Source organism: Nonomuraea sp. bgisy101, from assembly GCF_057708945.1.
The window spans coordinates 231,435-252,505 of sequence record NZ_JBYITD010000010.1 but is presented as its reverse complement, the minus strand read 5'-3'; the positions used below and the strand labels follow the sequence as shown (position 1 = coordinate 252,505).

The following is a 21,071-nucleotide window of genomic DNA, read 5'->3' as shown; positions in this document are numbered from 1 at the left end:
CGTGCGCGTCGCCCTTGCCACCCAAGCGGCCCCCGGCCGTCCCAACGAGGATTTCGCTGGAGCGACACCCGGCGCCGCCGTTCTCCTGGACGGCGTGGGCACGCCGAACGGCTCGGACTCGGGGTGCGCGCATGGTGTGGCGTGGTACGCGCAAGCCCTCGGCTCCACCCTGCTCGCTGGCATGAACCAGACCGAAGGCTCGCTGACGGGGATCCTGGCTGACGGCATCAAGACCGTCGCCTCGATGCACGACTTCGCGTGCGACCTCAGCCATCCAGGCTCGCCGTCCGCGACCGTGGTCATGCTGCGCCGTACCGCAAACGCGCTCGACTGGCTCGTCCTGGCCGACTCGGTCCTCGTCCTGGACGTCATCGGCGCCGCCGAACCGATGGTGATCTGCGACGATCGCGAGGCCCAGGTCGGCGAACGCTACAGGAAAGCCATGGACGCCCTGGCGGCTGACACCGTCGAGCACGTCGCGGCGCACCGGGCCTACGTGGAGACCCTGCGCGATCACCGCAACAGGGATGGCGGCTTCTGGGTGGCCTCGGTCGACCCGCTGGCCGCAGACCAGGCGTTGACCGGGAGCGTCCCCGCCGAGACGGTGAAGGCCGCGGCACTGCTCAGCGATGGCGCGTCCCGGCTGGTCGACCGTTTCGAACTGGCCACCTGGCAGCAGGCCCTCAACCTGCTCGACGAGTACGGGCCGGACGAGCTGATCCGGCACGTCCGTGAGGCTGAGGCCGGCGACCTGGACGGTGCTCGATGGCCGCGGGGCAAGGCTTCCGATGACGCCACTGCCATCTACTGGACGTTCTCCTAAGAGATTTCGTCCACCCCCCTAGACAGTTCTCAAACTGCGATCTACTTTCAGTGCATAGCCCCCTAGACACCCACTCGAAAGCGGACCCGCCCGCAACTGTCTAGGGGGATACACAGGAGGTAGAGAACGATGGCCATCCAAGGCCCCATCCCCATCGGCTTCGATCAAGTCTTCCCCCACGGCTGCTACCTCGTCGGCGAGGTCGAGCAGGTCAAGGACTTCGACGCCTCGTCCAACGGCCGCACCGTCTACGCCAAGGACAAGACCACGGGAGAGCTGGTCTGGCAGGTCGCCGTCATGGACGCCGACCCGACCACGAAGATCTCCCAGAAGACCGTGGCCGTGAAGATCCTCGCTCCGACCCAGCCCATCGCTCCCGCCGCGGCGCCTGGACTCCCGATCGTCCCCGTGGAGTTCGACGGGATGACCGTCACGCCGTACGTCGCCCAGAACACCGGCCGCCTCGCCTACTCGATCCGCGCCACCGGGATGCGCGCTCCCCGCGCGCAGGCCAAGCCCAAGGACCAGGCATGAAGCGCCCCCGCCCGGTCTCGGTGATCACCCTCAAGTCGAGCGGCCCGTCCAGCGCCAAATCCCACCCGTACCCGCGCAGGACCCCGGTCCTCGCCCTCGACTTCGACGCCATATCGGTCCTGGTGACCACGTCTCACAGCAACCAGATCACCCCGGCAGACGTCACGTTCGCTCGCGAGCTGGCCAAGGAGGCCGCCGCCTTCGCCGCCGCGGTGGAGCACATGTTCCGCTCCCTGCCTGCTCCCAAGGAGACGCCGAAATGACCAGCGCGGTCAGCAGCCACTCCTTCAAGAGCGGCGAGGGGACATGGGTGACCTGTCACACCTACAGCAACCGATCCCCGATCTTGGCCCTCTACATGGGCTCCCTCAACGTGTCGTTCTGCCCCGGCAGCTCGGCCGAGGTGACAGACGCCGACCTCTCTTTCGCCAAAGAGCTGGCGCGCAGCGCCGCCGCCTACCTCGCCGCCTGCGAGAGCTTCCACGCCAAGCAGGCGTGATTCCAAGCGGGCCGCCAGAAGCGCCAACTTCCGGCGGCCCTGGTTCTCCCCTGGGTTCTCACATCAAGGAAGGCCCCCAGCCTAATGTTGAAGAAACTGCCCGGCGATCCGGTCTCTGGCCTGGTCTCCACCACCCCCGACACCGCCGTCGTCTTCCGCCCCGCCGTCGTCCAGACCCCCGCGATCGTCACCATCGTGATCTTCGCGGCTCGTCTGGTCATCGGCCTCGTCCGGTCCCTCTGGCGACACCCCATCGCCTCGGCCGTGGCCGCCGCGCCAAGCACAATCTTCAGCTTGTACGGCTGGCGCCTGGCGCTGGTCGTCGTCGCGGTGCCGATCGTCCTGGTCGCTCCGTGGGCGATCACCTACCCCAAGGTCGTCCTCCCCTGGATCGGCTACCGCCTTCTGGCCTGGTGGCGGCTCGTCTGGATCTACCGGCGCCATTGGCAACCCGTCATGGTCGTCTCCGGACTCGGCCGCCACATCAAGGGCCGCGACTACCTGCCCCGCCTGCTCCGCGTCGCCTGCACCTCGTGGGCCGACGTCGTAACCGTGAAGATGCTCGACGGGCAAGCGGCAAAAGACTGGGCCGACCGCATCGAGGCCCTGGCCCACGGCTTCGGCGCCCCCTCATGCCGGGTCAGCGTCGAACGAGCCGGCCGACTCCTGCTCACCTTCCCCCGCCGCGATCCCCTCGCCGAACCCCTGCCCGCCGTACCGATGCCAGACGCCGCCACGGTCGGCCCGGTCGAGATCGGACAGACCGAGGACGGCAAGCCGTGGCTCCTCAAGCTGCACGGCACACACGTCCTGGTCGCCGGCGCCACAGGAGCGGGCAAGGGCTCGATCCTCTGGTCAGCCATCCGCGGGCTCATCCCCGCCATCCTGTCCGGGCTGGCTGAGATCTGGGCCCTGGACCCCAAGCTCATGGAGCTGTCATTCGGCCGCGCCATCTTCGGCGACCGCTACGCCGCCGACCCGGCCGACTGCGCCGACCTACTCGACGAGGCGGTCAAGGTCATGCAGGAGCGGGCCGGCCGCTTCGCCGGAGTCCAGCGCGACCACGTCCCCACCGTGCAAGACCCCTTCGTCCTGGTGGTGGTCGACGAGATCGCGTTCCTGACCGCCTACCAGTCCGATCGGGCGCTACGGCAGCGTATCTCCGCCGCGCTCGCCACCCTCACGACACAAGGCCGTGCGGTCGGCGTGGGCGTCTTGGCAGCTCTCCAGGACCCCCGCAAGGACGTGATCACGATCCGGAACCTGTTCCCCGACAAGATCGCGCTCCGGCTCGACGAATCCGAACAGGTCGACATGGTGCTCGGTGACGGAGCCCGCGACAGGGGAGCGCTGGCCGACCACATCTCCCCGGTTCCCCACGTGGGTGCGGGCGTGTCGTACGTACGGCTGGAGACGTCGCCCGACCCGATCAGGGCACGCGCCGCCTATGTCTCCGACGAGGACATCCGCCACATGGCGTCCCTCTTCGAGGAGGCCGTGTGACCAACGGAACCGACCGCACCCTTCCCCGCCTCGTCCGCGACACCATGCCCCTCGTCCTGGACGTCGCCATCGAGATCGCCAAATCCAACGGCGTATGCATCCGCCCCATCGAACTCCGCCGCCAGGACATCGTCACCGGCCAGATCGAGCCCTTCGACCTCCCATGCGGCACCACGCAGGAAGCCAAGTGCCCACCGTGCGCCAAGCGCAACCAGCAGCTCCGCAAGGCCCAATGCCGGGAAGGCTGGCACCTCGACCACGAACCGACCGCCGACCCGGCCGCCGCCACCGAAGAACAACGCTGGCTGGTCGAGTTCCGCGCCGACGTCCAAGCCAAGCGCGACCAGGCGGGCGAAGACGTAGAAGACTGGGACGCTGCCATCGTCGCCGTCGATGCCGAAATCAACGAGGCAGGCATGCGCGGCAACCTCCTCGGCCGCCGCCAGATCGCCAAGCGAACCCGCTCAACCCGACGCCGCCAGGACGCCCCCGACCTGCCCAAGCGAACCCGACGACCCACCACCCTCGGCCGCACCTTCACCAGCTCCCAGGGCCAGGTCTACCGGCCCTCGATGTTCGTCACGCTGACCCTCCCGTCCTACGGCAAGATCCGGAAGGGCGCACCCGCAGACCCCACCAGCTACGACTACCGACGAGCCGCCCGCGACGCGCTGCACTTCTCCAAGCTCGTCGACCGCTTCGTGCAGAACCTCCGCCGCGTGGCCGGCTACGACGTCCAGTACTTCGCCAGCGTCGAACCACAGAAGCGCCTCGCTCCACACCTCCACATGGCCATCCGCGGCACCCTGCCCCGCGCCGAGATGAAGCAGATCGCCGCGGCCACCTATCACCAGGTCTGGTGGCCACCCGCCGACGAAGTGAAGCACGACAGCGAGAACCTTCCGATCTGGAACGACGAAGACGGCTACCTCGACCCGGCCACGGGGGAGATCCTGCCCACCTGGGACCAGGCCCTCGACGACCTGGAAGAGCCCCTGCACGTTCTCCGCTTCGGCGACCAGGCCGACGTCCAAGGCGTCCTCGCTGGAAGCCCCGCCGCTAACAAAGCCCTCGGCTACCTGACCAAGTACCTCACCAAGTCACTCGGCGATCCGCTCGACCCCGACGACGAGGACCAGGCACGCCGCGACCACGTCACCCGCATGCTCGACGCCCTGCGCTACGAACCGTGCTCGCCCACCTGCCCCAACTGGCTGCGGTACGGCGTCCAGCCCAAGGACGCCAAGCGGGGGATGACTCCCGGCCACTGCCGCGGCAAAGCCCACCGACCCGAACACCTCGGCTACGCGGGCCGACGCGTCCTGGTCTCCCGCAAGTGGTCCAACAAGACCCTCCGCGAACACAAGCAGGACCGCCGCGCCTGGGCCCTGGAACTCCTCGGCCTCGACGACCCGGCGGCCAACGACCGCCACCGCTACATCTGGCACCCGGTCTCCAGCAGCGACCCCACCCGCACACCCCGCGCCGCGCAACTCCTCCGGGGCATCGCACGGCGCCAGCAATTTCGCGCCAGCCTCCTGGCCCTCGAAGCCAGAGCGACAGGCGAACCACCACCAGACCTTTCGGCAACCGGGAAGGCGGCCTGACATGGACCCCCTGTTCTACCGCCCGAAGGACGCGGCCGTGATGCTCGGCATGAGCCGTACCGCCGTCTTCCGGCTGATCAAGTCGGGCGACCTTCGCTCGATCAAACACGATGGCTACCGCCTCATCCCCGCCGCTGCTCTTGCGGAGTTCGCCCACTCCCTGGAACACGAGGAGGTCGCCTGATGGCCGGCAGAAAGCCCAACGGGCGCTCATCGATCTACCAGGGCAAGGATGGCCTCTGGCATGGCTGGGTGACCGTGGGCATCAAGCCGGACGGCTCCCCTGACCGCCGCCACCGTAAGGGCGTGAGCGAGGCAGAGGTCACCCGTAAGGTTCGCGAGTTGGAGCGACAAAGGGAGTCAGGCAACGTCAACAAGCCGGGCCGCGTCCCCACGGTCGAAGAGTGGATGACGGAGTTCCTCGACGTGATCTGTGAGCGCCTTGTGCTGTCCGACAAGCTGGCCCCCCGGACGCTAGCCGACTACCGCTCGAAGAATCGCCACTGGATCGTGCCGCTCCTCGGTAAGCACCGCCTCGACAAGCTCGCCCCTGAGCACCTGGACGCCGCGTACACGACCATGCTCGAACGAGGACTCTCGACGAGCACCGTCCTCAAGGTCCATCGCATCCTGTCCCGAGCCCTGACCATCGCCCTCAGGCGGGGTCGCGTCAATCGGAACGTCGCCACCTTGATCGACGCTCCCTCGGCCACGGTCACAGAGATAGATCCGCTCACCCGCGAAGAGGCGCGAAGCATCCTCGAAGCCGCCAAGACCAAACGAAACGCCGCACGCTGGTCAGTCGCTCTTGCTCTGGGCATCCGGCAGGGGGAGGCGCTGGGTCTTCGCTGGTCGTACATCGACCTGGAGACCGGCGAGATCAGGGCCTGGTTCCAGATCCAACGCTCGGAGTGGCGTCATGGGTGCGCTGATCCGCACGCCTGCGGGAGGAAGTGGCATCGCCTCCCGTGCAAGAAGAACTGCACGGTCCACAGCCATGATCGGAGCTGTGAACCGACCTGCGCCAAGCCGGGGCACAAGTGCTACAAGCGGCCGTGCCTGAAGGACTGCGCTGGCCACGCGGACAAGTGCCCGCGGCGCTCGGGCGGCGGTCTCGTCTTCCGGCCGCGTAAGGGTAAGAGCAAGCTCACCCTCCAGTGCCCTCCCGCGCTACTTGAACAACTGAAGGCTCACAAGAAGATCCAGGCCGCCGAGCGGCTGAAGGCGGGGGAGAGGTGGACGGATCACGACCTGGTCTTCACGACCCGCCTCGGGGGTCCGATCGAGCGAACCGAGGACTGGAAGATGTGGAAAACCATCCTCAAGCAGGCCGGCGTACGGGACGCCAGGGTCCATGACGCCAGACACACGGCCGCCACGCTCCTGATCGAGCAAGGCGTCCACATCCGCGTGGTCCAAGAGGTTCTCGGCCATACGAGGGTGACGACCACCGAGCGGTACACACACGTCGCCACCATGCAGATGAAGGACGCGAGTGGTCGCATGGACTCGGCCCTCTGGGGATAACTGCAACCCAAACTGCAACCCGGACACCAGAAAGGCCCTCACCCGGTTTCGGGAGAGGGCCTTCGATCTGCGGAGGATCGGGGATTTGAACCCCGGATGGTGTTGCCACCAAACCGCATTAGCAGTGCGGCGCCATAGACCTGACTAGGCGAATCCTCCTGGTTGCCAGCTGGCTCAGGACAGAGTACCGGCCTTCCGGCGGCGCGGCAAAGTGATTGACCAGCGGGTTGTCACCAAGGTTATCCACTGCCTGTGGGTAACGTGCTCGCTACCTGTGGATGACAGCCCGCTCAGGTCGCGGCGGGCTGTGGACAAAGGGGTCAGGCGGCGGGGTTCGCCTCGCCCTCGACCTCGATCTTTACCTTCTTGCCGACCAGCACGCCGCCGGTCTCGAGCGCGGCGTTCCAGGTCAGGCCGAACTCCTCGCGGTCGAACTCGGTGGAGATGGAGAAGCCCCACACCTGCTGGCCCCAGGGGTTGGTGCCGACGCCGCCGTACTCGACGGTGAGTTCGACCTCCTGGGTGACGCCACGGATGGTGAGGTCGCCCAGCACGGTGAACTCGTCGCCCTTGTGGCCGACGACGCGGGTGCTCTTGAAGGTGAGCTCGGGGTACTTCTCGGCGTCCAGGAAGTCGCCGCTGCGCAGGTGGGCGTCACGGTCGCCGACGTTGGTGGTAATGCTGGCGGCGTCGATCGTGAGTTCGGCCGACGACTCGAGCGGGTTCTCGGCGATCGTGATGGAGCCGTTGAACTTCTCGAAGCTGCCGCGGACCTTGCTGACCATCATGTGCTTGGCGACGAAGCCGATGCGGGTGTGGTTCACGTCGATGGTGTAGGTGCCGGCGGCGGGGATGGAGAGGCCTTCCCAGGTGCGAGTGCTCATGTCTGTGTTCTCCCTCGGCAGAGATGTTTGCGCTGCGGATGTTTGCGACAACAGATGTCTACACGAGGAATATTCCCCTCGTCAACTATCGTCGTCTACGATATGAACGTGATCCCCTTTGATGACCCCCGACTGACGGCGTTCGGGTTGCTGGCGGAGGTCCACGCCGGCCTGGTGGCGAGGATGTCCCCCGCTCTCGCCTCGTCCGGCCTGTCGGACGTCGACTTCGGAACGCTGATCAGGCTCGCCCGTTCGCCCGAGCAGAGCCTGAGGATGGGCGACCTCGCGGCGCAGACCGGGCTGTCCACCAGTGGTGTGACGCGCGTCGTCGATCGCTTGGAACGTGACGGGCTCGTCGTGCGCCAGGCGTGCGCCACCGACAGGCGCGCCTCGTATGCGGCGTTGACCGACAAGGGGGCGGAGAAGCTCCAGGCGCTGCTGCCCCAGCACCTCATGGACATCGAGGAGGCGTTCACCGGGCTGCTGACCGAGGAGCAGCTCGAGCAGTTCCTGGCCACGCTGCGCGTGATCAGAGACGTCGTTCACCCCTGCGCTACCGCGGGGGCGATTGAGCCGGGACAGACAGTTCGTCCCTGAGCTTGGCCACCGCGCGCGAGACGGTGCTCTTGACCGTGCCGACGCTGATGCCGAGCGTTCTGGCGATCTCCGGCTCGGTCATGTCCTCGTAGTAGCGCAGCACGACGGCGGCGCGCATGCGGTCGGGGAGCCCTTTCAGCGCGTGTTCGAGCGACTCCTCCCATTCGCACGGAGCCTCGAAGGCCACGGGGATGTCGGGGAGCTCGTCGGCGGGAAACTCCTCCAGTTTCCGCCTGCGCCATTGCGAAATGTTGATATTGATCATTGCTCGCCGTACATATCCATCCAAGGCGGCGTGATCTCTGATGCGGTCCCACGCCAGGTAGGTCTTGGCGAGCGCGGTCTGCAGCAGGTCCTCGGCGTCGCAGGGATGCCCGGTCAGCTGGTGGGCGGCGCGCAGGAGCGCAGGTCCGCGAGACCTGACGTATTCGCGGAACTCCTCATCCAGCCGGGCAATCTGCATCGTCGCCAGAATCGCAGCCCGAGCCCCTATTGCGGCTGAACCAGAATCCAGGATTCGCCCCACCAACAGCAAAGTGCAGTCAAGGTCTGCCGCACATCGGTTGTCAATGCGTTCCACCGAGGATGTGTATTTTGCTCTCCTCTGCGGGCAAGAGCCGGGAGTTATGTGACGCTAGGGGAGTGAACAGCACGGAACGCCGTCGGATCCTCGCGGCGGCGGCGCTCGGCCGCGACGCAGGCCACCCGGGACCCGATCCGGAAAGCGGCGATCCACTGCGCGCGGTCAACGGCCAGATCGTCGACGTCAGCCCTCATCTGATCATCATCGAGACCGAGCAGGGCGCCGAGGAGCGGCTGGTCATCGCGCCCTGGGCGACCGCGTGGCACGGCGGCGACCTGGCGCCAGGCGATCTCCCCATCGGCGCCACCGTCCTGATCAGGGCGCTGCGCGACGGAAAGGTCGCCGATCGCATCTGGGCTGACATCACCCGCATGACCGGCGCGATCCTTTCCATCGAAGGCCGCCGTGACCTGCACGTCGAACTCGACTGCGGTCCCCATAGGGGACGCCGCAGCGTGGTGATCCCTTACCGGACCACCGGGCGCCTCCGCGTGCGCCATCCCCAACTCGAACCGGGCTACCTCTTCGACGCCATCGGCATCCGCGACGACGGGGTGGGCCATGCTCTGCTGCCCGCGACGTCGCAGCCCGGCCATCCCGCGCGTGCCGTACCAACCCCTCCCCCCGCGTACGGCGGAGCGCAGCAACGCATCAACGGAACCGCCACCTGGTCCGACGCCTTCGACTGCGACGAACGCGGCGCGGCCTATCCCATGGTGGAGCGTTCTGACGCGGCGTGTCCCGATGCCGAGGTCTCGTGCGTCGGGCTGCCGTACCTGGCAATTGGTTCGTTACTGCACATCCGTAATGTCTGCACAGACAGGGCGGCGAGCCTGCCGATCGTGGCGTGCGGCTGCATGGCCGGACGGTTCTGCGATCGGTGCGTCGAGTGCGGCACCTCCCCAAGGGGTCGCATCGTGGAGCTGTCGACCTCGTCGTTCGTGGAACTGGGTGGGGAACTGACCAAGGGGTGCTTCAATGCCCGGGTCGGATTGGGGTGACACGCATGCTCGAATCGCAACTGCCGATCTTGATCGTGCTGCTGGTGCTCGGGACGTTCGCGAAGCTGGCGACGGTCCACACCGACAGCGAGCCCGGAGCGCTGACCAGGCTCGGGCCCGCCGTGCTCGTGCCGGGACCGCTGCGCAAGCCGGCGCTGGTCTGCTGCGCCGTGGGTGAGCTGGTGCTGGCCGTCGGGCTGCTCCTCACGATCCATCCGCTGTTCAGGTGGGGGACCGTCGTGTTCTTCGCGCTGTCGACCTACGTGCTGCTCGAACTGCGCAGGCGGCGGCCCGACGCGGGCTGCGGCTGCTTCGGCGAGGTCAGCTCGACCCCGGTCGGGGTGCGCTCGATCGCCCGCACAGTCGTGCTGACCGGCATGGCGATCCTGTCGGTCTGGGCGCCGGTAACGGGCATGTCCGGCTTGTCGTGGTGGACGCTGGCCGGCGTGGCCGTGCTGGCCGTCCTGTCGCCCGAGCTGGAGGAGGCCGTCGACCGGATCCGCTACCGCGCGCCGTGCGAGCAGCGGCCCGCCGCCGAGAGCGTCGGTCTGGCCAGGCTCAAGGCGAGCGCAACCTGGCGGTCGCACGCTGACGAGCTGCTCTCCGCCGAGCCGTACGACACGTGGCGGGAGTTGTGCTGGCGGTTCTTCGTCTTCGCGAACCGTGAGAGGGACGACGTGGTGTTCGCCGTCTACCTCACCGGACGGCATCCCATCGTGCGCATGGCCGTAGTGGGCAGGGACGACACCGGCTCCATGCCGGAATATACGGCCGTATCGGCCTGACGCTAGACAGCGTTATACAAAGAAATATGGGTCTCTCTAGCCGTGCCTAGCTTCCCCTCTAGACACGGCTAGAGAGAGTCAGATGGGCTGAGCGCGCAGGAACCTCCCGAAGTGGGGCACCGTGAACGCGATCAGGCCGCGCTCGGCCGAGAAGATGAGCCCTTTCTTGATGAGGCTGTCGCGGGCGGGCGACAGGCTCGACGGCTTGCGGCCGAGCGCGTCGGCCACGTCGGAGGTCGCCACGGGCTCGTCGCCGATCGAGGCCATGGCGTGCATGTAGTCGCGCTCGGCGGGCGTGGCCCGCTCGTAACGGCTGCCGAAGAAGCCGACCGCCAACTCCTCCTCGGCCTCGGGCGCGGAGACCTTGACGTCGTCGAGGGTGATGGGGGTGCGCGGCGCGTAGTCCCATGCGACCTTGCCGTAGGCCTGGACGAAGTAGGGGTAACCGTCGGCCGCCTCGTAGAGCGCGTCGAGCGCGTCCTGGGTGAACTCCACGCCCTCCTCCCTGGCGGGGACGAGAAGCGCCATGTCGGCGGCGTCGCGGTCGAGCTTGTCGAGGCGCGCGTAGCGGAACAGCCGCTCGGAGTAGCTCTTGCTGGCCGACAGCACGCTCGGCAGGTGGGGCAGCCCCGCGCCGACCACGATCAGCGGCCCGCCGGTCTGGGAGAGCTCGTGACAGGCGGCGCAGAGCGCGGAGATGTCGGTGGCCTGCACGTCCTGCATCTCGTCGATGAAGAGCGCCACGCCGACCCCGAGGTCGGTAGCCACACTCGCCGCGTCGACGAACAGCTCGGTCAGGTCGATCTCCAGGTCGCCCGAGTCGGCACGGCCTCTGCTGGCCGGCACGTCGATGCCCGGCGACCAGTGGGAGGTGCCCTTGGCCGCGGCGGGATCGCGCATCGCGAACGCCTTCAGCACCCCGAGGAACTCCTCGATGCGCTCGGGCGCGCGGTGCCTCGGCGCCAGCTCGCGCACCGCCATGTGGAGAGCGGCGGCGACAGGACGGCGGATCGACTGGTCGGGCCTGGCCTCGATCTTGCCGGTGCCCCACAGCCGCTGCATCGCCATGGACTTGAACGTGTTGAGCAGGACGGTCTTGCCCACGCCACGCAGACCGGTCACGACCATGCTGCGCTCGGGGCGGCCCCGGGCCACCCGCTCCAGCACGACCTCGAACTGCTGCAGCTCGCGGTCGCGGCCGGCGAGCTCGGGCGGGCGCTGTCCGGCGCCAGGGGCGTAGGGATTGCGCACAGGATCCACGCTCTCGGACTTTATAGCCGGGTATAGCGGCCGTCTTAGAGTTGGGAAGAAACACCTACGGCGTGTCTGGACGAGCATGGCACCCCCTCCCACCTGGCCGAACCTCTGTTCGAGAGCCTCCCGAGAACTGTAGCGCGCCATCGAACACGTGCGCGAGAGATTCGAGTAAAGATCTTTGCAACAGCCTGAGCCCCCCGAGCGTCCCCGGTACGTGGAGTTCGAAGAATTCGTCCGCGCCAGGGGCCAGGCGCTGCTGAGGTACGGCTACGTGCTCTCCGGCAACGCCGAGGACGCGGCCGACCTCGTGCAGGAAGCCCTGCTCAAGCTCGGCGACACCTGGACGCGCGTGCGCAACAAGGACAACCCCGAGGGGTACGTGCGCACGATCATGGCCCGCCAGCACGTCAGCTGGTGGCGCAGGCGCCGCAGAGAGCACCTCACGGACGACCTTCCCGAGGGCTCCTACCACGACAGTCACTCCTTCGGAGAGCTGTGGAACGAGCTGCGCGCGCTGCCTCGCAGGCAGCGCGTGGTGATCGTGCTGCGGTACTACGAGGACCTGTCCGATCAGGAGATCGCCGAGATCCTCGGCGTCTCACGGGGCACCGTGCGCAGCCAGGCCTCACGCGCGCTGGAGAAACTCCGCGTCAGTCCTGGCGTGCTCGAAAAGGGGAAAGCGTGATGAGGACTGAGGAAGATCTGGTCCGCGCGTTGCGGGAGGCGGCCGAGTCCGCGCCGCAGCGGGACCTGACGGCGGCGATCACGGTACGGCGGCGCCGCCGTACCAAGCGGAGATGGATGGGCGCGGCGCTGGCCGTCGCGGCCGTGATCGGCGTGGCGGGCACCGGCACCGCGATCGCCAGAGGCGTCTTCTCCAGCGGGGGCGAAGGCGGCGTGGCATCTCCGGTCTCGGAGAGCCCTGGCGACGCGGTGGCGAGCATGGAGACGGACGTCGAGACCCCACCGCGGGAGGTCGGCGGGAAGCCGATCGGGCAGGCCTGGCCGAAGGCGCTGTTCACGATGCCCGCGAAGAACGCCGACGGCTGGAGATACCGCCCCATCACCGGCATCAGCCCGACCGAGGTGCTGCTCAACGCGGAAGCGGCGTTCGAGAAGGCGGGCGCGATCGAGGTCTACAACAGCGAGACGGGAACGTTCCGCAAGGTGACCGACGTGCCGGCCACCCCGGGACTGAAGCGCTACTACCCGCAGGACGCGGCCTTCGACGACAAGAGCATCGTCTGGTGGGTGAACGCGGACAAGGTGCGGGAGATCTGGACGGTGCCGCTGGCCGGCGGTCAGGCGCGCATGGTCGCCACCTTCACCCGCGAGCACATGGGGATCGAGGCCATCGCGGTGAAAGGCGAGCACATCTACTGGTCGGAGCTGGACGGCACGGTGTGGCGCCTGCCGCAGGCAGGAGGCGACCCCGAGAAGATCGCCGACGGCCTGCACCTGATCAGCTGGCCGTGGGCGGGCGACGCCGCCTCGCGCGAAGGCGGGACGAGCGCGAACCAGACGAAGGTAGTGAACCTGGAGACCGGCGAGACGCGGCAGGTCACCGCTTCTCCGGACGCCAAGAGACTGCGCTGCGGACCCGTCTGGTGCCTGGGAGACGGGCTCAGCCAGCGGCTGGACGGGTCCGACGTCAAGCCGTTCGACGGGTTCCTCTCCGGCCTGTCGCCTTACCCTGTCCTCGACAGGTACGTGTTCCTCGGCGACACCGTCCGCGACCTGGAGACCGGCGAGACGATCACCCTGCCGGACAACCCCGGCAACTGGAGCGGCGTCGGCACCTCCTCGGCGCCCAGCACGATCCTGTACTGGGGAGCCACAAAGGGGGACAAGCCGGACGCGTTCCGAATGGTCAACCTCGCGGCCGCGCAATAGGGTTCGACCCATGCGGAGCTTTGCGAACGTGCAGGAGTTGAAGGCGGCGGCCGGCGAGACGGTGGGCCCGACCGAGTGGCGCACGATCACTCAGGACCAGGTCAACCTCTTCGCCGACGCCACCGACGACCACCAGTGGATCCACGTCGACCCCGAAAGGGCCAAGGAGACACCCTTCGGCGGGACGATCGCCCACGGGTTCCTGACGCTGTCGCTGCTGCCCTCCTTCCTGACCGAGCTGATGACCGTCGGCCAGATCGAGATGGCGGTCAACTTCGGGCTCAACAAGGTCCGCTTCCCCAAGCCCGTGCCCGTCGGGTCGCGGGTGCGGGCCAGCGGCGAACTGGTCGACATCAAGAACAGCCCGGCGGGCCAGCTGGCCACCGTCAAGGTGTCCGTCGAGCTCGAAGGCGAGCGCCGTCCCGTCTGCGTCGCGGAGGCGCTGCTGCTCTACGTGCCCGTCGCCGAATAGCCGGCCGATCCCGCGGCGGGCCGCCGTCAGCTCCCCTCGGAGTAGTAGATGGCGGCCTGCACGCGGCTCCTCAGGCCCAGCTTGTTGAGCACCCTGCTGACGTGGGTCTTCGTCGTCGCCTCCGCCATGTCGAGCTCCTTGGCGATCTCCGCGTTGGACAGGCCCCTGGCCACGCAGGCGAGCACCTCGCGCTCTCTCGGGGTGAGCAGGTCCTTGGGCGGCTCCCGCCGTACCGGCTGCTCGGCGAAGGCCGAGATCAACCGCCGGGTCACGGAGGGAGAGATCAGCCCGTCGCCCCGCGCCACCAGGCGGACCGCGTCGACCAGCGCCTCCGCGTCGGTGTTCTTCAACAGGAACCCCGCCGCGCCCGCCCGCAGCGCGCCGAAGACGTACTCGTCCACGTCGAACGTCGTCAGGATCAGCACGTCCGCCACGCCGGCCAGCTCCCTGGTGGCCGAGATGCCGTCCTTCTTCGGCATCCTGACGTCCATCAGCACGACGTCGGGCCGCAGGTCGCGTGCCAAAGCGACGGCCTCCTCGCCGTCGCCCGCCTCACCCACCACCTCGACGTCACCGGTGCCGCCCAGGATCAGCACGATCCCCGCCCTGACCGCCGCGTGGTCGTCGGCGACCAGCACCCTGATCGTCACCGCTCCTCCTTCGTCGGCAGCGTCGCCCGCACGCGCCAACGTTTCTCCTCGTACGGCCCGGCCTCGAACAGCCCGCCCACCAGCGTCGCCCGCTCCCGCATCCCGATCAGCCCAGCGCCCGAGCCGGGCAGCGCCGGGCCGTCGTCGTTCAACGGATTGTCGACCACGACTCCCACGTGCGCGGGCGCGTAGGTGATCGTGACCTCCGCCCGGTCGCCGCCATGTTTCATCGCGTTCGTCAACGCCTCCTGCACGATCCGATACCCCGCCAGATCCACCGAAACGGGCAGCTCCCTCGGGGTGCCCTCGACCGTCATGAGCGTCTCCACGCCCGCCTGCCGCGCCCGCTCCGCCAGGTCGGCGGCATCCCGAAGCCGTGGCCTCGTCGTCGCGTCAGGGTCCTCGCCCTCCTGCCGCAGCAATCCGATCATCGTGCGCATCTCGGCCATGCCCTGAACGCTGTTCTCCCTGATCGAAGCCATGATCTGCTGGACGGCCCCCGCGTCGAGATCCTTGCGCGACAGCACCGCCGTGGACTGGATCGCGATGGCGCTGAAGTGATTGGCGATCATGTCGTGCAGTTCTCTGGCCATCCTGGTGCGCTCGGCGACGATCGCGGCGTTGCGGTCGAGCTCGGCCAGATGCGCCACCTGCTCAGCCCTGGCCCGCTCGGCCGCCGCCTGGTCGCGCTGCTGCCGCAGGACCATCGCGGTCGTCACCGGCACGACGAGCACCAGTCCTGCCTGAATGCCCACGACCGAGATCTTCCACAGGTTCTTCTCGGTGAAGCTGAAGACAACGCCGATGATCACCGCGCCAGCGGCGGTGACGTAGAGCAGCCACCTGCCCAACCGCGCCGGGCCGTACAGGGCGGCGGAGTAGAGGTTGTCGGTGAAGATCAGCGTGGTGGGCAGCGAAGGGCCCGCGAAGGCGACGTCCAGGCCCAGCCCCGCCACGCCGAACGCCAGCGCGGCCAGCGGCGCCGCCCGCCGTACGGCCACGCCGGCGCAGGTGAGCGCCAACGGCACGACCGGCAGCCAGGCGGGGCCGCCGCGGTGGTAGTAGGCGCTGGCCGCCAGCAGGACGAGACCCACGGCGAAGGCAGCCAGGGCGGCCAGGACGTCTCGTCTCATCCCCCAATCTCATCACCGGTCGCGCGGGTGTGGATGACACCGGGGGGTGGGCTGTGGATACACAGAAGGTTGTACACAGGGTCGTCGGCGGGGATGACGCGGCGAATTGGTTCGAGGCATGGCTTCAGGTCCGCTATGCTTGCTTACGCAGCGAGCGGCCGTAGCTCAATGGATAGAGCATCTGACTACGGATCAGAAGGTTAGGGGTTCGAGTCCTCTCGGCCGCGCTCACTCGAAAGGCCCGCTACCAGGGACAACCTGGAGCGGGCCTTCGTGTTTGTCAGGACAATCTCGGGATCTTGCTAACGCCCCTGCTAACAGCCTGGCTTCCGCTACTCTCCGATCGCCTGAGCGAAGACGTCTGCCGCCGAGGCTTCCGCCGCGCGGATCACGTGAGCGTAGACGCGCAGGGTGATGGAGGGGTCGGCGTGGCCGAGGCAGGCCGCGACGACGTGGACGGGCACCCCCGCCAGGAGGAGCGTGGTCGCGTGGATGTGCCGGAGATCGTGTAGCCGGGCATGCGGTAGCTTGCGGAGCTGTTCGGCGAGCCGTACGTGTGCCTCCAGCTCGTCGAGACTGCGCGGCTGACGGCCCGCGAGGAGCGCCGCCCCGCCGGGCATCGTGGCTTGCTGGAGTGCGAGCCGCAGCCCTGGGATCGCAGCGTGTCCGGAGTCGAGATCCGCCGACTCATGCCGGTACGGCTGGCCGGTCAGCTCGGATACCTCCACCTCGAGGACCTCGGCGAGCTGTCCCACGACGCTCATCCGGTCCAGAGGCATCCGCCCGTTCTCGACCTTCGACAACCAGGAGACGGAACGCCCGATCTTCTCGGCGAGTGCGGCCTGATCCCAGCCCTTGCGGTGGCGTGCCCGCGCGATGCGCTGGCCTTGCGTGAGGTGCTCGGTTGCCACGTGCCGCCTCCTTGTCGTCGTCGCCTGCTTCGACGATGAGGCGGGTGATGTAGGCCACTGGCAGAAAAACTGCCAGTGCGCGGGCACGCGGAACCGCAGGTCTGGTGTCGACCTGTGGTGATGCGGTGATGAAGTTGTGGACGCCGCGGCGTGCTGGGCTACGTGTTTGGCCGGCGGTTCACCTCGCTTCGCCGTTGAGGATGCGCAACCACAGGGACTCTGTAAGGCGCCGAATCAGCCAGTCGCTTTCCATGACCGACATACGATCGCCCGTCCGGTCGTGGCGGCGGACGAAGAACAGCCCGCCCGCCGAGCAGTACTCGTAAATGACCTGCGAGCAACCGCAGGTGCTTGCCTGCACTCGTACGCGGTCAGCTCTAGGGGTCACCGGATTCCACTCAATGGAGGCGCACTGTGGATATCCGAGCGCGACGTGGATGCCGTGGTAGCCGACGTAGTCACCCATCGGTCATGCCTTCTTGCTTGCGCAGGAGTCGGGCAAGGGTCTCGGTGTCGTCGGCGGCGACAGTCTGGTGGATGCCCTTGTAGATCTGAGCGCCGGTCAGGGAGACACCGCGTCGGGTTGCGTACAGCGCGCCCCCGTCGCTCAGGAAGATGGCCCACGCGGGGAACTCCTGCCGGAGCAGGTCCAGACCGTGCCTCACCGATGCCATAAGGCCAACGCGAGGCTGTCTATAGGGCTCCATAGGGCCTGCTGATGTAAGTACTGGCGCAAGTCTTCATTGAGAAAACCTCAGTTGGTTGCATCCTGCTCAGGCGGTACTGGAGCTATAGAAACGACCCGAGCACTCCCTGGCCTGGTGAAGTATCAGCCTTTATGTCAAGATCCTTCTTTATGGACATAGACGGCTTTTGGGTTCTGATCGAGGAGTCCGGCCGCGCCGCCAAGACAAAGAAGAAGCGCTTAGCCTGGTTGGACGCCCACTTGCGAGAGCGTACGGCTGAGGAGATCGTCGACTTCCAGATGTGGCTTGATGTGGTACAGACACAAGCCGCGACCTGGGAGCTTTGGGGGGCGTATTTCGCTGTCTTCGGCATGGGATCCGATGATGGTTTTGAGTACTTCCGGCGGTGGCTCCAGGGACTGGGACGCGAAACCTTTGAACGCGTTGTGGCCGATCCTGACAGTCTGATCGAAGTTCCAGAGCTGCTGCGCCTTCTAGCTCGCAAAGGCTGCAGGTGGACAAATGAAGAATGGCCTGAATTTGAACAGCTCTCCTACGTGGCTTGGGACCCATACAAAGCCATGACCGGTTTAGAGATAGAGCACCTCTTTAGCCAGGTGGGCGCGCGAGGTGTCGCCACGAATTCGTCGGAACTTCGTGGCGAACAGTGGACTATCGATAGCTGGGACGACATGCGGCATCGGTTTCCGCGGATCGCACGGTACTGGGAAGGGCGGTCTGACAAGGGTGGGAGCAAATGATGCCTCCGCATCGGGCAAGTAGGGCGCCTGCTCTTCGGCCGCGAGACCCGCCTGCGTCTGGCGCTGTGGGTGCTTCAGCTCGACCAGGCGCGCTTCTATCAGTCGGAGCCTCCTCGTACATGTGGTGCTCCCACGGCTGTACGGCAAGAACTCACGCGTCTTGTAGACCTTGGGATGCTGGTCGAGGAGAGGCTTGATGGGGATGGCCGTGTCTACTACCGCCGATCGGACAGTGCCCTCTGGAAGGTCATCGAAGTTGTTGCGCGGGTCGCCGACGAGGGCGAGTAACAAGGGCATGCGTGAAGAGCCGGTGTCAGCCGACCGGTAGGTGTAGGTGACCAGCTGAGTGACGATCGAGGCGTACAAGCGCGGACGTCATGGATCTCGCTGGACTGTTTTCACAGGTCAAGTTGGTCAATGACGCTGATGAGCGGCGCGATCAAGCGGCTTCGCATCGAAGGGGTCAGAGGTTCGAAATCTCCTCATTGCGCAACCGAGATAATGGCCCGGTTCCGGATCATGGAGCCGGGCACTCCTATGCCGCTTGATCAGTTCGACCAGTCCCGCTCGGGCAGTCGTAACCAGGCGCCGGGTGGGCCAGTGATCGGCCGGGCGTCGGCCAGGCGCAGGTCCGCACCAGCGCAGCAAAACGCTGGCGGGTGGTTGCGGTAGAGGTAGGCGGCGAGGATCTCCTCAGCAGGGGCGTCAGGGGGAGTCATGTAGGCGGTGTGCGCCTCCCAAGTTACGACCGTGCTGTCTCGGACGATGTATCCGCTGATGCCACCCTTGGGGTTGGAGTACAGGCTGTAGCAGACCGTGCCCGACGAAACGCGCTTGACCAGGCCGGGAGTATCGGCGGTGTATCCCCAGGGCTGGGTGATGACGCAGCCGCCGGGCACGTCGGTGATGCCGATGATCCGGTCGGCGTCCGGGACGTTGTACCAGGCCTCGTACAGGGCGTCGATGTTCACGTCGTCGGCAGGTGTGGCTTCCAGGCGGGCTGTCGCCTCGGCTGTGCTGATACCGGCCACGCAGGCCAGGCTCAGGCCGTCGTAATAGAAGTCTCCCAATGCGGGGATCTGGCCCTCCCCTTCTAGCGTGGAGACCTGACCTAAGGAGAAGGTTGGGTCGTGGGAGAGACCAGACGCAGGTTCGATCCGGATTTCCGGGCGGGTGCGGTGCGCATCGTGCGGGAGACAGGAAAGCCGATCGCGCAGGTCGCAAAGGATCTGGGCATCAATGCGGGCACGCTGGCCAACTGGGCGCAGATGGACCGGCTGGCCCGCGAGCAGGACACCAATGGTGGTGAGCTGGCAGAGTCGGAGCGGGAGGAACTCGCCAGGCTGCGCAGGCAGCGGACCGAATGGGCCAAGGAACGCGCCGAGCTGGAGATGGAGCGGGATGTCCTCAAACGCTCGGTGGTCTTGTGGGTTCGAGAGGCGATGGGCCGATAGACGTGGCGGCCTTCATCAGCTCCCAGAAGACCGACTACGGCGTGCCCCACGCGTTGACCTGCCGGGCCTTGGGCGTCTCGCAGTCGTGGTACTACAAGTGGCGCGACCGGGCGCCGACGGCCAGACAGCAGCGCCGCGCGGACTTGGACGCGGTGATCGAGGCCAGGTTCACCGCCTCGGGCGGCACCTACGGCAGCCCGCGCATCACTCGTGATCTGCACGAGGCGGGATGGCGAGTATCGGAGAACACCGTCGCCAGACGCATGGCCACACTCGGCTTAGCCGGCAGAGCGGCCAAGAGACGCCGGTCGCTGACCCGTCAGGGCAAACGCCCCGCCGCCACCGACCTGGTCCGGCGCATGTTCACCGCGGTCGCGCCGGATGTGTTGTGGTGCGGCGACGTCACCGAGATCGTCACCGACGAGGGCAAGCTCTACCTGGCCACGGTCGAAGATCTGTTCTCCCGCCGGCTGCTCGGCTATGCCATGTCCGAGCATCACGACGCGGCGTTGACCATCGCCTCGCTGCAGATGGCCGCCGTCACCCGTGGCGGCACCGTCGACGGGGTGATCTTCCACACCGACCGCGGCAGCGAATACAGCGCCGCCCGCTTCCAGGACGCCTGCCGGCGCTGGGGCGTCGTCCAATCGATGGGCCGGGTCGGCTGCGCGCTCGACAACGCCGCCGCCGAATCGTTCAACTCCACCCTCAAGGTCGAATACGTCCACCGGCACCGCTTCGCCACCAGGGCCGAAGCACATCTCAAGATCGCTACCTGGATCGTCGACTTTTACAACACCCGCCGCCGACATAGTGCCGCCGACGGGCTACCCCCGATCGTCTACGAGCGGCAGATCATGACCGCGCGAACAGCCACCACGGCGAGGTTTCAGGAAGCCACCGCCGCATAACCGAGTCTCCACGTTTTTAGGGGATGGACAGATCAGACGTTTGGCTTCTGCGGCGGCGGCGGCCTCGGTCTCGGAGAGGCCGATCTCCGGTGAGGGGATGGGGAAGAGGTCGGGTGTGGGTCCGGCCAGGCTGAGGCGGCCGGGGGACCAGCCGTCCATCATGAGGCGCCACGGGTCCGCTCCAGCGGCGACGAGGGCTCGAGCGTTGTCGTCGCGTCCTTCGAAGACAGCCATCCAGAGAGCGGTACGGCCCCGATGTTCGGCATCGACATCGTCAACGCGCGCGGCCAGCTCGGCGACCCACTTCCGGCGATCCCCGATCAGCTGCTACGTGCAGCGGTTTGTCGAAGACATTCACGCCGGAGTTGGGATCAGCGCCCGCGGCGAGCCGGTCGCGGATCAGGTCAAGGTCTGCCCATCCGTCTCCCCCATAGCCGACGATCCACCATCCGTCGTCATCGGAAGCAATCATGGCACTCCTTGAACAACATGGGGACACATGCGTTACCGATCATTGCCTACAGGGCCGCCAATTCTGGTTGGCATCTCGCGCTGTATCGGAGATCTGGCAGTTCACGTTGGTCCAGCCTCGGGGCAGGC

The 21,071-nt window shown here is 67.1% G+C and carries 27 protein-coding genes and 2 tRNA genes; 18 read left to right on the top strand and 11 right to left on the bottom strand.

The features are described from left to right. Nucleotide 1: 1 nt before the first annotated feature. The 8 genes from AC3EO4_RS21025 (at nucleotide 2) to AC3EO4_RS20990 (ending at nucleotide 6,493) form a co-directional block, all read left to right on the top strand. Nucleotides 2-823 (top strand): protein phosphatase 2C domain-containing protein, encoded by an 822-nt coding sequence (locus AC3EO4_RS21025; protein ID WP_431897229.1) that lies wholly within the window; start codon nucleotides 2-4, stop codon nucleotides 821-823. A gap of 129 nt (nucleotides 824-952) precedes the next feature. After that, complete coding sequence (locus AC3EO4_RS21020) at nucleotides 953-1,357, top strand: plasmid replication, integration and excision activator (RefSeq protein ID WP_431897227.1); 405 nt, start codon at nucleotides 953-955, stop codon at nucleotides 1,355-1,357. Next, nucleotides 1,354-1,620: a hypothetical protein gene (locus tag AC3EO4_RS21015; protein ID WP_431897225.1), complete on the top strand. Its 267-nt coding sequence runs from the start codon at nucleotides 1,354-1,356 to the stop codon at nucleotides 1,618-1,620. The genes AC3EO4_RS21020 and AC3EO4_RS21015 overlap by 4 nt, the downstream gene beginning before the upstream one ends. Beyond that, nucleotides 1,617-1,856 (top strand): hypothetical protein, encoded by a 240-nt coding sequence (locus tag AC3EO4_RS21010; protein WP_431897224.1) that lies wholly within the window; start codon nucleotides 1,617-1,619, stop codon nucleotides 1,854-1,856. The genes AC3EO4_RS21015 and AC3EO4_RS21010 overlap by 4 nt, the downstream gene beginning before the upstream one ends. A gap of 84 nt (nucleotides 1,857-1,940) precedes the next feature. Then, complete coding sequence (locus AC3EO4_RS21005) at nucleotides 1,941-3,359, top strand: FtsK/SpoIIIE domain-containing protein (RefSeq protein ID WP_431897223.1); 1,419 nt, start codon at nucleotides 1,941-1,943, stop codon at nucleotides 3,357-3,359. After that, the gene (locus AC3EO4_RS21000) at nucleotides 3,356-4,966 is read left to right on the top strand and encodes a replication initiator (protein ID WP_431897221.1); all 1,611 of its coding nucleotides are present in this window, start codon (nucleotides 3,356-3,358) and stop codon (nucleotides 4,964-4,966) included. The genes AC3EO4_RS21005 and AC3EO4_RS21000 overlap by 4 nt, the downstream gene beginning before the upstream one ends. A 1-nt stretch (nucleotide 4,967) precedes the next feature. Further along, nucleotides 4,968-5,150 carry a helix-turn-helix domain-containing protein gene (locus AC3EO4_RS20995; RefSeq protein WP_431897219.1) on the top strand — a complete coding sequence of 61 codons (183 nt, stop codon included), beginning with the start codon at nucleotides 4,968-4,970 and terminating at the stop codon, nucleotides 5,148-5,150. Then, nucleotides 5,150-6,493, top strand: coding sequence for a tyrosine-type recombinase/integrase (locus AC3EO4_RS20990; RefSeq protein ID WP_431897218.1), 1,344 nt, complete (start codon nucleotides 5,150-5,152; stop codon nucleotides 6,491-6,493). Before AC3EO4_RS20995 ends, AC3EO4_RS20990 begins: the two co-directional genes overlap by 1 nt. Before the next feature lie 70 nt (nucleotides 6,494-6,563). Here AC3EO4_RS20990 and AC3EO4_RS20985 read toward each other — a convergent pair. Further along, nucleotides 6,564-6,652 (bottom strand) — tRNA-Ser (locus AC3EO4_RS20985). Between the two features lie 161 nt (nucleotides 6,653-6,813). Then, nucleotides 6,814-7,377, bottom strand: a complete 564-nt coding sequence (locus AC3EO4_RS20980; RefSeq protein ID WP_379574997.1) for a YceI family protein — start codon at nucleotides 7,375-7,377, stop codon at nucleotides 6,814-6,816. A gap of 102 nt (nucleotides 7,378-7,479) precedes the next feature. Here AC3EO4_RS20980 and AC3EO4_RS20975 point away from each other — a divergent pair, with 102 nt between their 5' ends. Continuing rightward, entirely contained in the window at nucleotides 7,480-7,974 is a 495-nt protein-coding gene (locus AC3EO4_RS20975; RefSeq protein ID WP_379574996.1) for a MarR family winged helix-turn-helix transcriptional regulator, read from the top strand. Here the strand turns inward: AC3EO4_RS20975 and AC3EO4_RS20970 are convergent. Beyond that, the gene (locus AC3EO4_RS20970; protein ID WP_379574995.1) at nucleotides 7,931-8,437 is read right to left on the bottom strand and encodes a SigE family RNA polymerase sigma factor; all 507 of its coding nucleotides are present in this window, start codon (nucleotides 8,435-8,437) and stop codon (nucleotides 7,931-7,933) included. The genes AC3EO4_RS20975 and AC3EO4_RS20970 overlap by 44 nt on opposite strands. 179 nt (nucleotides 8,438-8,616) lie before the next feature. Here AC3EO4_RS20970 and AC3EO4_RS20965 point away from each other — a divergent pair, with 179 nt between their 5' ends. Together AC3EO4_RS20965 and AC3EO4_RS20960 are read left to right on the top strand one after the other, a co-directional pair. Then, nucleotides 8,617-9,558 (top strand): hypothetical protein, encoded by a 942-nt coding sequence (locus AC3EO4_RS20965; RefSeq protein WP_379574994.1) that lies wholly within the window; start codon nucleotides 8,617-8,619, stop codon nucleotides 9,556-9,558. Between the two features lie 5 nt (nucleotides 9,559-9,563). Next, on the top strand, nucleotides 9,564-10,343 hold the full coding sequence (locus AC3EO4_RS20960) for a MauE/DoxX family redox-associated membrane protein (RefSeq protein ID WP_379574993.1): 780 nt from the start codon (nucleotides 9,564-9,566) through the stop codon (nucleotides 10,341-10,343). Nucleotides 10,344-10,421: 78 nt separating this feature from the next. Here AC3EO4_RS20960 and AC3EO4_RS20955 read toward each other — a convergent pair whose 3' ends face one another. Further along, the gene (locus AC3EO4_RS20955; RefSeq protein WP_379574992.1) at nucleotides 10,422-11,603 is read right to left on the bottom strand and encodes an AAA family ATPase; all 1,182 of its coding nucleotides are present in this window, start codon (nucleotides 11,601-11,603) and stop codon (nucleotides 10,422-10,424) included. Nucleotides 11,604-11,814: 211 nt separating this feature from the next. Between AC3EO4_RS20955 and AC3EO4_RS20950 the strand changes: the two genes are divergently transcribed. The 3 genes from AC3EO4_RS20950 to AC3EO4_RS20940 are packed head-to-tail and all read left to right on the top strand — an operon-like array spanning nucleotide 11,815 to nucleotide 13,965. After that, on the top strand, nucleotides 11,815-12,285 hold the full coding sequence (locus AC3EO4_RS20950) for a SigE family RNA polymerase sigma factor (protein ID WP_379574991.1): 471 nt from the start codon (nucleotides 11,815-11,817) through the stop codon (nucleotides 12,283-12,285). After that, nucleotides 12,285-13,493, top strand: a complete 1,209-nt coding sequence (locus tag AC3EO4_RS20945) for a TolB family protein (protein WP_379574990.1) — start codon at nucleotides 12,285-12,287, stop codon at nucleotides 13,491-13,493. The genes AC3EO4_RS20950 and AC3EO4_RS20945 overlap by 1 nt, the downstream gene beginning before the upstream one ends. 10 nt (nucleotides 13,494-13,503) lie before the next feature. Then, a complete protein-coding gene (locus tag AC3EO4_RS20940) occupies nucleotides 13,504-13,965 on the top strand; it encodes a MaoC family dehydratase (RefSeq protein WP_379574989.1) in 462 nt (153 codons plus the stop codon). Nucleotides 13,966-13,991: 26 nt separating this feature from the next. On the opposite strand, the gene AC3EO4_RS20935 is transcribed toward AC3EO4_RS20940, so the two are convergent. After that, nucleotides 13,992-14,615 carry a response regulator gene (locus AC3EO4_RS20935; RefSeq protein ID WP_379574988.1) on the bottom strand — a complete coding sequence of 208 codons (624 nt, stop codon included), beginning with the start codon at nucleotides 14,613-14,615 and terminating at the stop codon, nucleotides 13,992-13,994. Next, a complete protein-coding gene (locus AC3EO4_RS20930) occupies nucleotides 14,612-15,748 on the bottom strand; it encodes a sensor histidine kinase (protein ID WP_379574987.1) in 1,137 nt (378 codons plus the stop codon). The genes AC3EO4_RS20935 and AC3EO4_RS20930 overlap by 4 nt, the downstream gene beginning before the upstream one ends. Nucleotides 15,749-15,902: 154 nt before the next feature. On the opposite strand from AC3EO4_RS20930, the gene AC3EO4_RS20925 reads away from it, so the two are divergent. Further along, nucleotides 15,903-15,975 (top strand) — tRNA-Arg (locus tag AC3EO4_RS20925). Nucleotides 15,976-16,080: 105 nt separating this feature from the next. Here the strand turns inward: AC3EO4_RS20925 and AC3EO4_RS20920 are convergent. From AC3EO4_RS20920 to AC3EO4_RS20910, 3 genes are all read right to left on the bottom strand, one after another. After that, nucleotides 16,081-16,659: a helix-turn-helix domain-containing protein gene (locus AC3EO4_RS20920; RefSeq protein WP_431897212.1), complete on the bottom strand. Its 579-nt coding sequence runs from the start codon at nucleotides 16,657-16,659 to the stop codon at nucleotides 16,081-16,083. Nucleotides 16,660-16,837: 178 nt separating this feature from the next. After that, nucleotides 16,838-17,125, bottom strand: a complete 288-nt coding sequence (locus tag AC3EO4_RS20915; RefSeq protein ID WP_431897211.1) for a hypothetical protein — start codon at nucleotides 17,123-17,125, stop codon at nucleotides 16,838-16,840. Further along, on the bottom strand, nucleotides 17,118-17,324 hold the full coding sequence (locus tag AC3EO4_RS20910) for a hypothetical protein (RefSeq protein WP_379574984.1): 207 nt from the start codon (nucleotides 17,322-17,324) through the stop codon (nucleotides 17,118-17,120). Before AC3EO4_RS20910 ends, AC3EO4_RS20915 begins: the two co-directional genes overlap by 8 nt. Nucleotides 17,325-17,515: 191 nt before the next feature. On the opposite strand from AC3EO4_RS20910, the gene AC3EO4_RS20905 reads away from it, so the two are divergent. Then, nucleotides 17,516-18,106 carry a DUF4240 domain-containing protein gene (locus AC3EO4_RS20905; protein ID WP_379574983.1) on the top strand — a complete coding sequence of 197 codons (591 nt, stop codon included), beginning with the start codon at nucleotides 17,516-17,518 and terminating at the stop codon, nucleotides 18,104-18,106. A 548-nt stretch (nucleotides 18,107-18,654) separates the two neighbouring features. Here the strand turns inward: AC3EO4_RS20905 and AC3EO4_RS20900 are convergent. Then, complete coding sequence (locus tag AC3EO4_RS20900; RefSeq protein WP_431897209.1) at nucleotides 18,655-19,176, bottom strand: hypothetical protein; 522 nt, start codon at nucleotides 19,174-19,176, stop codon at nucleotides 18,655-18,657. A 60-nt stretch (nucleotides 19,177-19,236) separates the two neighbouring features. Between AC3EO4_RS20900 and AC3EO4_RS20895 the strand changes: the two genes are divergently transcribed. Together AC3EO4_RS20895 and AC3EO4_RS20890 are read left to right on the top strand one after the other, a co-directional pair. Next, entirely contained in the window at nucleotides 19,237-19,560 is a 324-nt protein-coding gene (locus tag AC3EO4_RS20895; RefSeq protein WP_431897207.1) for a transposase, read from the top strand. Next, a complete protein-coding gene (locus AC3EO4_RS20890; RefSeq protein WP_431897205.1) occupies nucleotides 19,470-20,471 on the top strand; it encodes an IS3 family transposase in 1,002 nt (333 codons plus the stop codon). Before AC3EO4_RS20895 ends, AC3EO4_RS20890 begins: the two co-directional genes overlap by 91 nt. 274 nt (nucleotides 20,472-20,745) lie before the next feature. Here AC3EO4_RS20890 and AC3EO4_RS20885 read toward each other — a convergent pair whose 3' ends face one another. Next, entirely contained in the window at nucleotides 20,746-20,943 is a 198-nt protein-coding gene (locus AC3EO4_RS20885) for a hypothetical protein (RefSeq protein WP_431897203.1), read from the bottom strand. Nucleotides 20,944-21,071 lie beyond the last annotated feature (128 nt).

Bases quoted from the DNA above. Each gene is read 5' to 3' on its own strand.
- AC3EO4_RS21020 (WP_431897227.1), top strand. From the start codon at position 953: ATGGCCATCCAAGGCCCCATCCCCATCGGCTTCGATCAAGTCTTCCCC.
- AC3EO4_RS21015 (WP_431897225.1), top strand. From the start codon at position 1,354: ATGAAGCGCCCCCGCCCGGTCTCGGTGATCACCCTCAAGTCGAGCGGC.
- AC3EO4_RS21010 (WP_431897224.1), top strand. From the start codon at position 1,617: ATGACCAGCGCGGTCAGCAGCCACTCCTTCAAGAGCGGCGAGGGGACA.
- AC3EO4_RS21005 (WP_431897223.1), top strand. From the start codon at position 1,941: ATGTTGAAGAAACTGCCCGGCGATCCGGTCTCTGGCCTGGTCTCCACC.
- AC3EO4_RS20995 (WP_431897219.1), top strand. From the start codon at position 4,968: ATGGACCCCCTGTTCTACCGCCCGAAGGACGCGGCCGTGATGCTCGGC.
- AC3EO4_RS20990 (WP_431897218.1), top strand. From the start codon at position 5,150: ATGGCCGGCAGAAAGCCCAACGGGCGCTCATCGATCTACCAGGGCAAG.
- AC3EO4_RS20980 (WP_379574997.1), bottom strand. From the start codon at position 7,377: ATGAGCACTCGCACCTGGGAAGGCCTCTCCATCCCCGCCGCCGGCACC.
- AC3EO4_RS20975 (WP_379574996.1), top strand. From the start codon at position 7,480: ATGAACGTGATCCCCTTTGATGACCCCCGACTGACGGCGTTCGGGTTG.
- AC3EO4_RS20970 (WP_379574995.1), bottom strand. From the start codon at position 8,437: ATGCAGATTGCCCGGCTGGATGAGGAGTTCCGCGAATACGTCAGGTCT.
- AC3EO4_RS20960 (WP_379574993.1), top strand. From the start codon at position 9,564: ATGCTCGAATCGCAACTGCCGATCTTGATCGTGCTGCTGGTGCTCGGG.
- AC3EO4_RS20945 (WP_379574990.1), top strand. From the start codon at position 12,285: ATGAGGACTGAGGAAGATCTGGTCCGCGCGTTGCGGGAGGCGGCCGAG.
- AC3EO4_RS20940 (WP_379574989.1), top strand. From the start codon at position 13,504: ATGCGGAGCTTTGCGAACGTGCAGGAGTTGAAGGCGGCGGCCGGCGAG.
- AC3EO4_RS20930 (WP_379574987.1), bottom strand. From the start codon at position 15,748: ATGAGACGAGACGTCCTGGCCGCCCTGGCTGCCTTCGCCGTGGGTCTC.
- AC3EO4_RS20915 (WP_431897211.1), bottom strand. From the start codon at position 17,125: ATGGGTGACTACGTCGGCTACCACGGCATCCACGTCGCGCTCGGATAT.
- AC3EO4_RS20905 (WP_379574983.1), top strand. From the start codon at position 17,516: ATGGACATAGACGGCTTTTGGGTTCTGATCGAGGAGTCCGGCCGCGCC.
- AC3EO4_RS20890 (WP_431897205.1), top strand. From the start codon at position 19,470: ATGGGCCAAGGAACGCGCCGAGCTGGAGATGGAGCGGGATGTCCTCAA.
- AC3EO4_RS20885 (WP_431897203.1), bottom strand. From the start codon at position 20,943: ATGATTGCTTCCGATGACGACGGATGGTGGATCGTCGGCTATGGGGGA.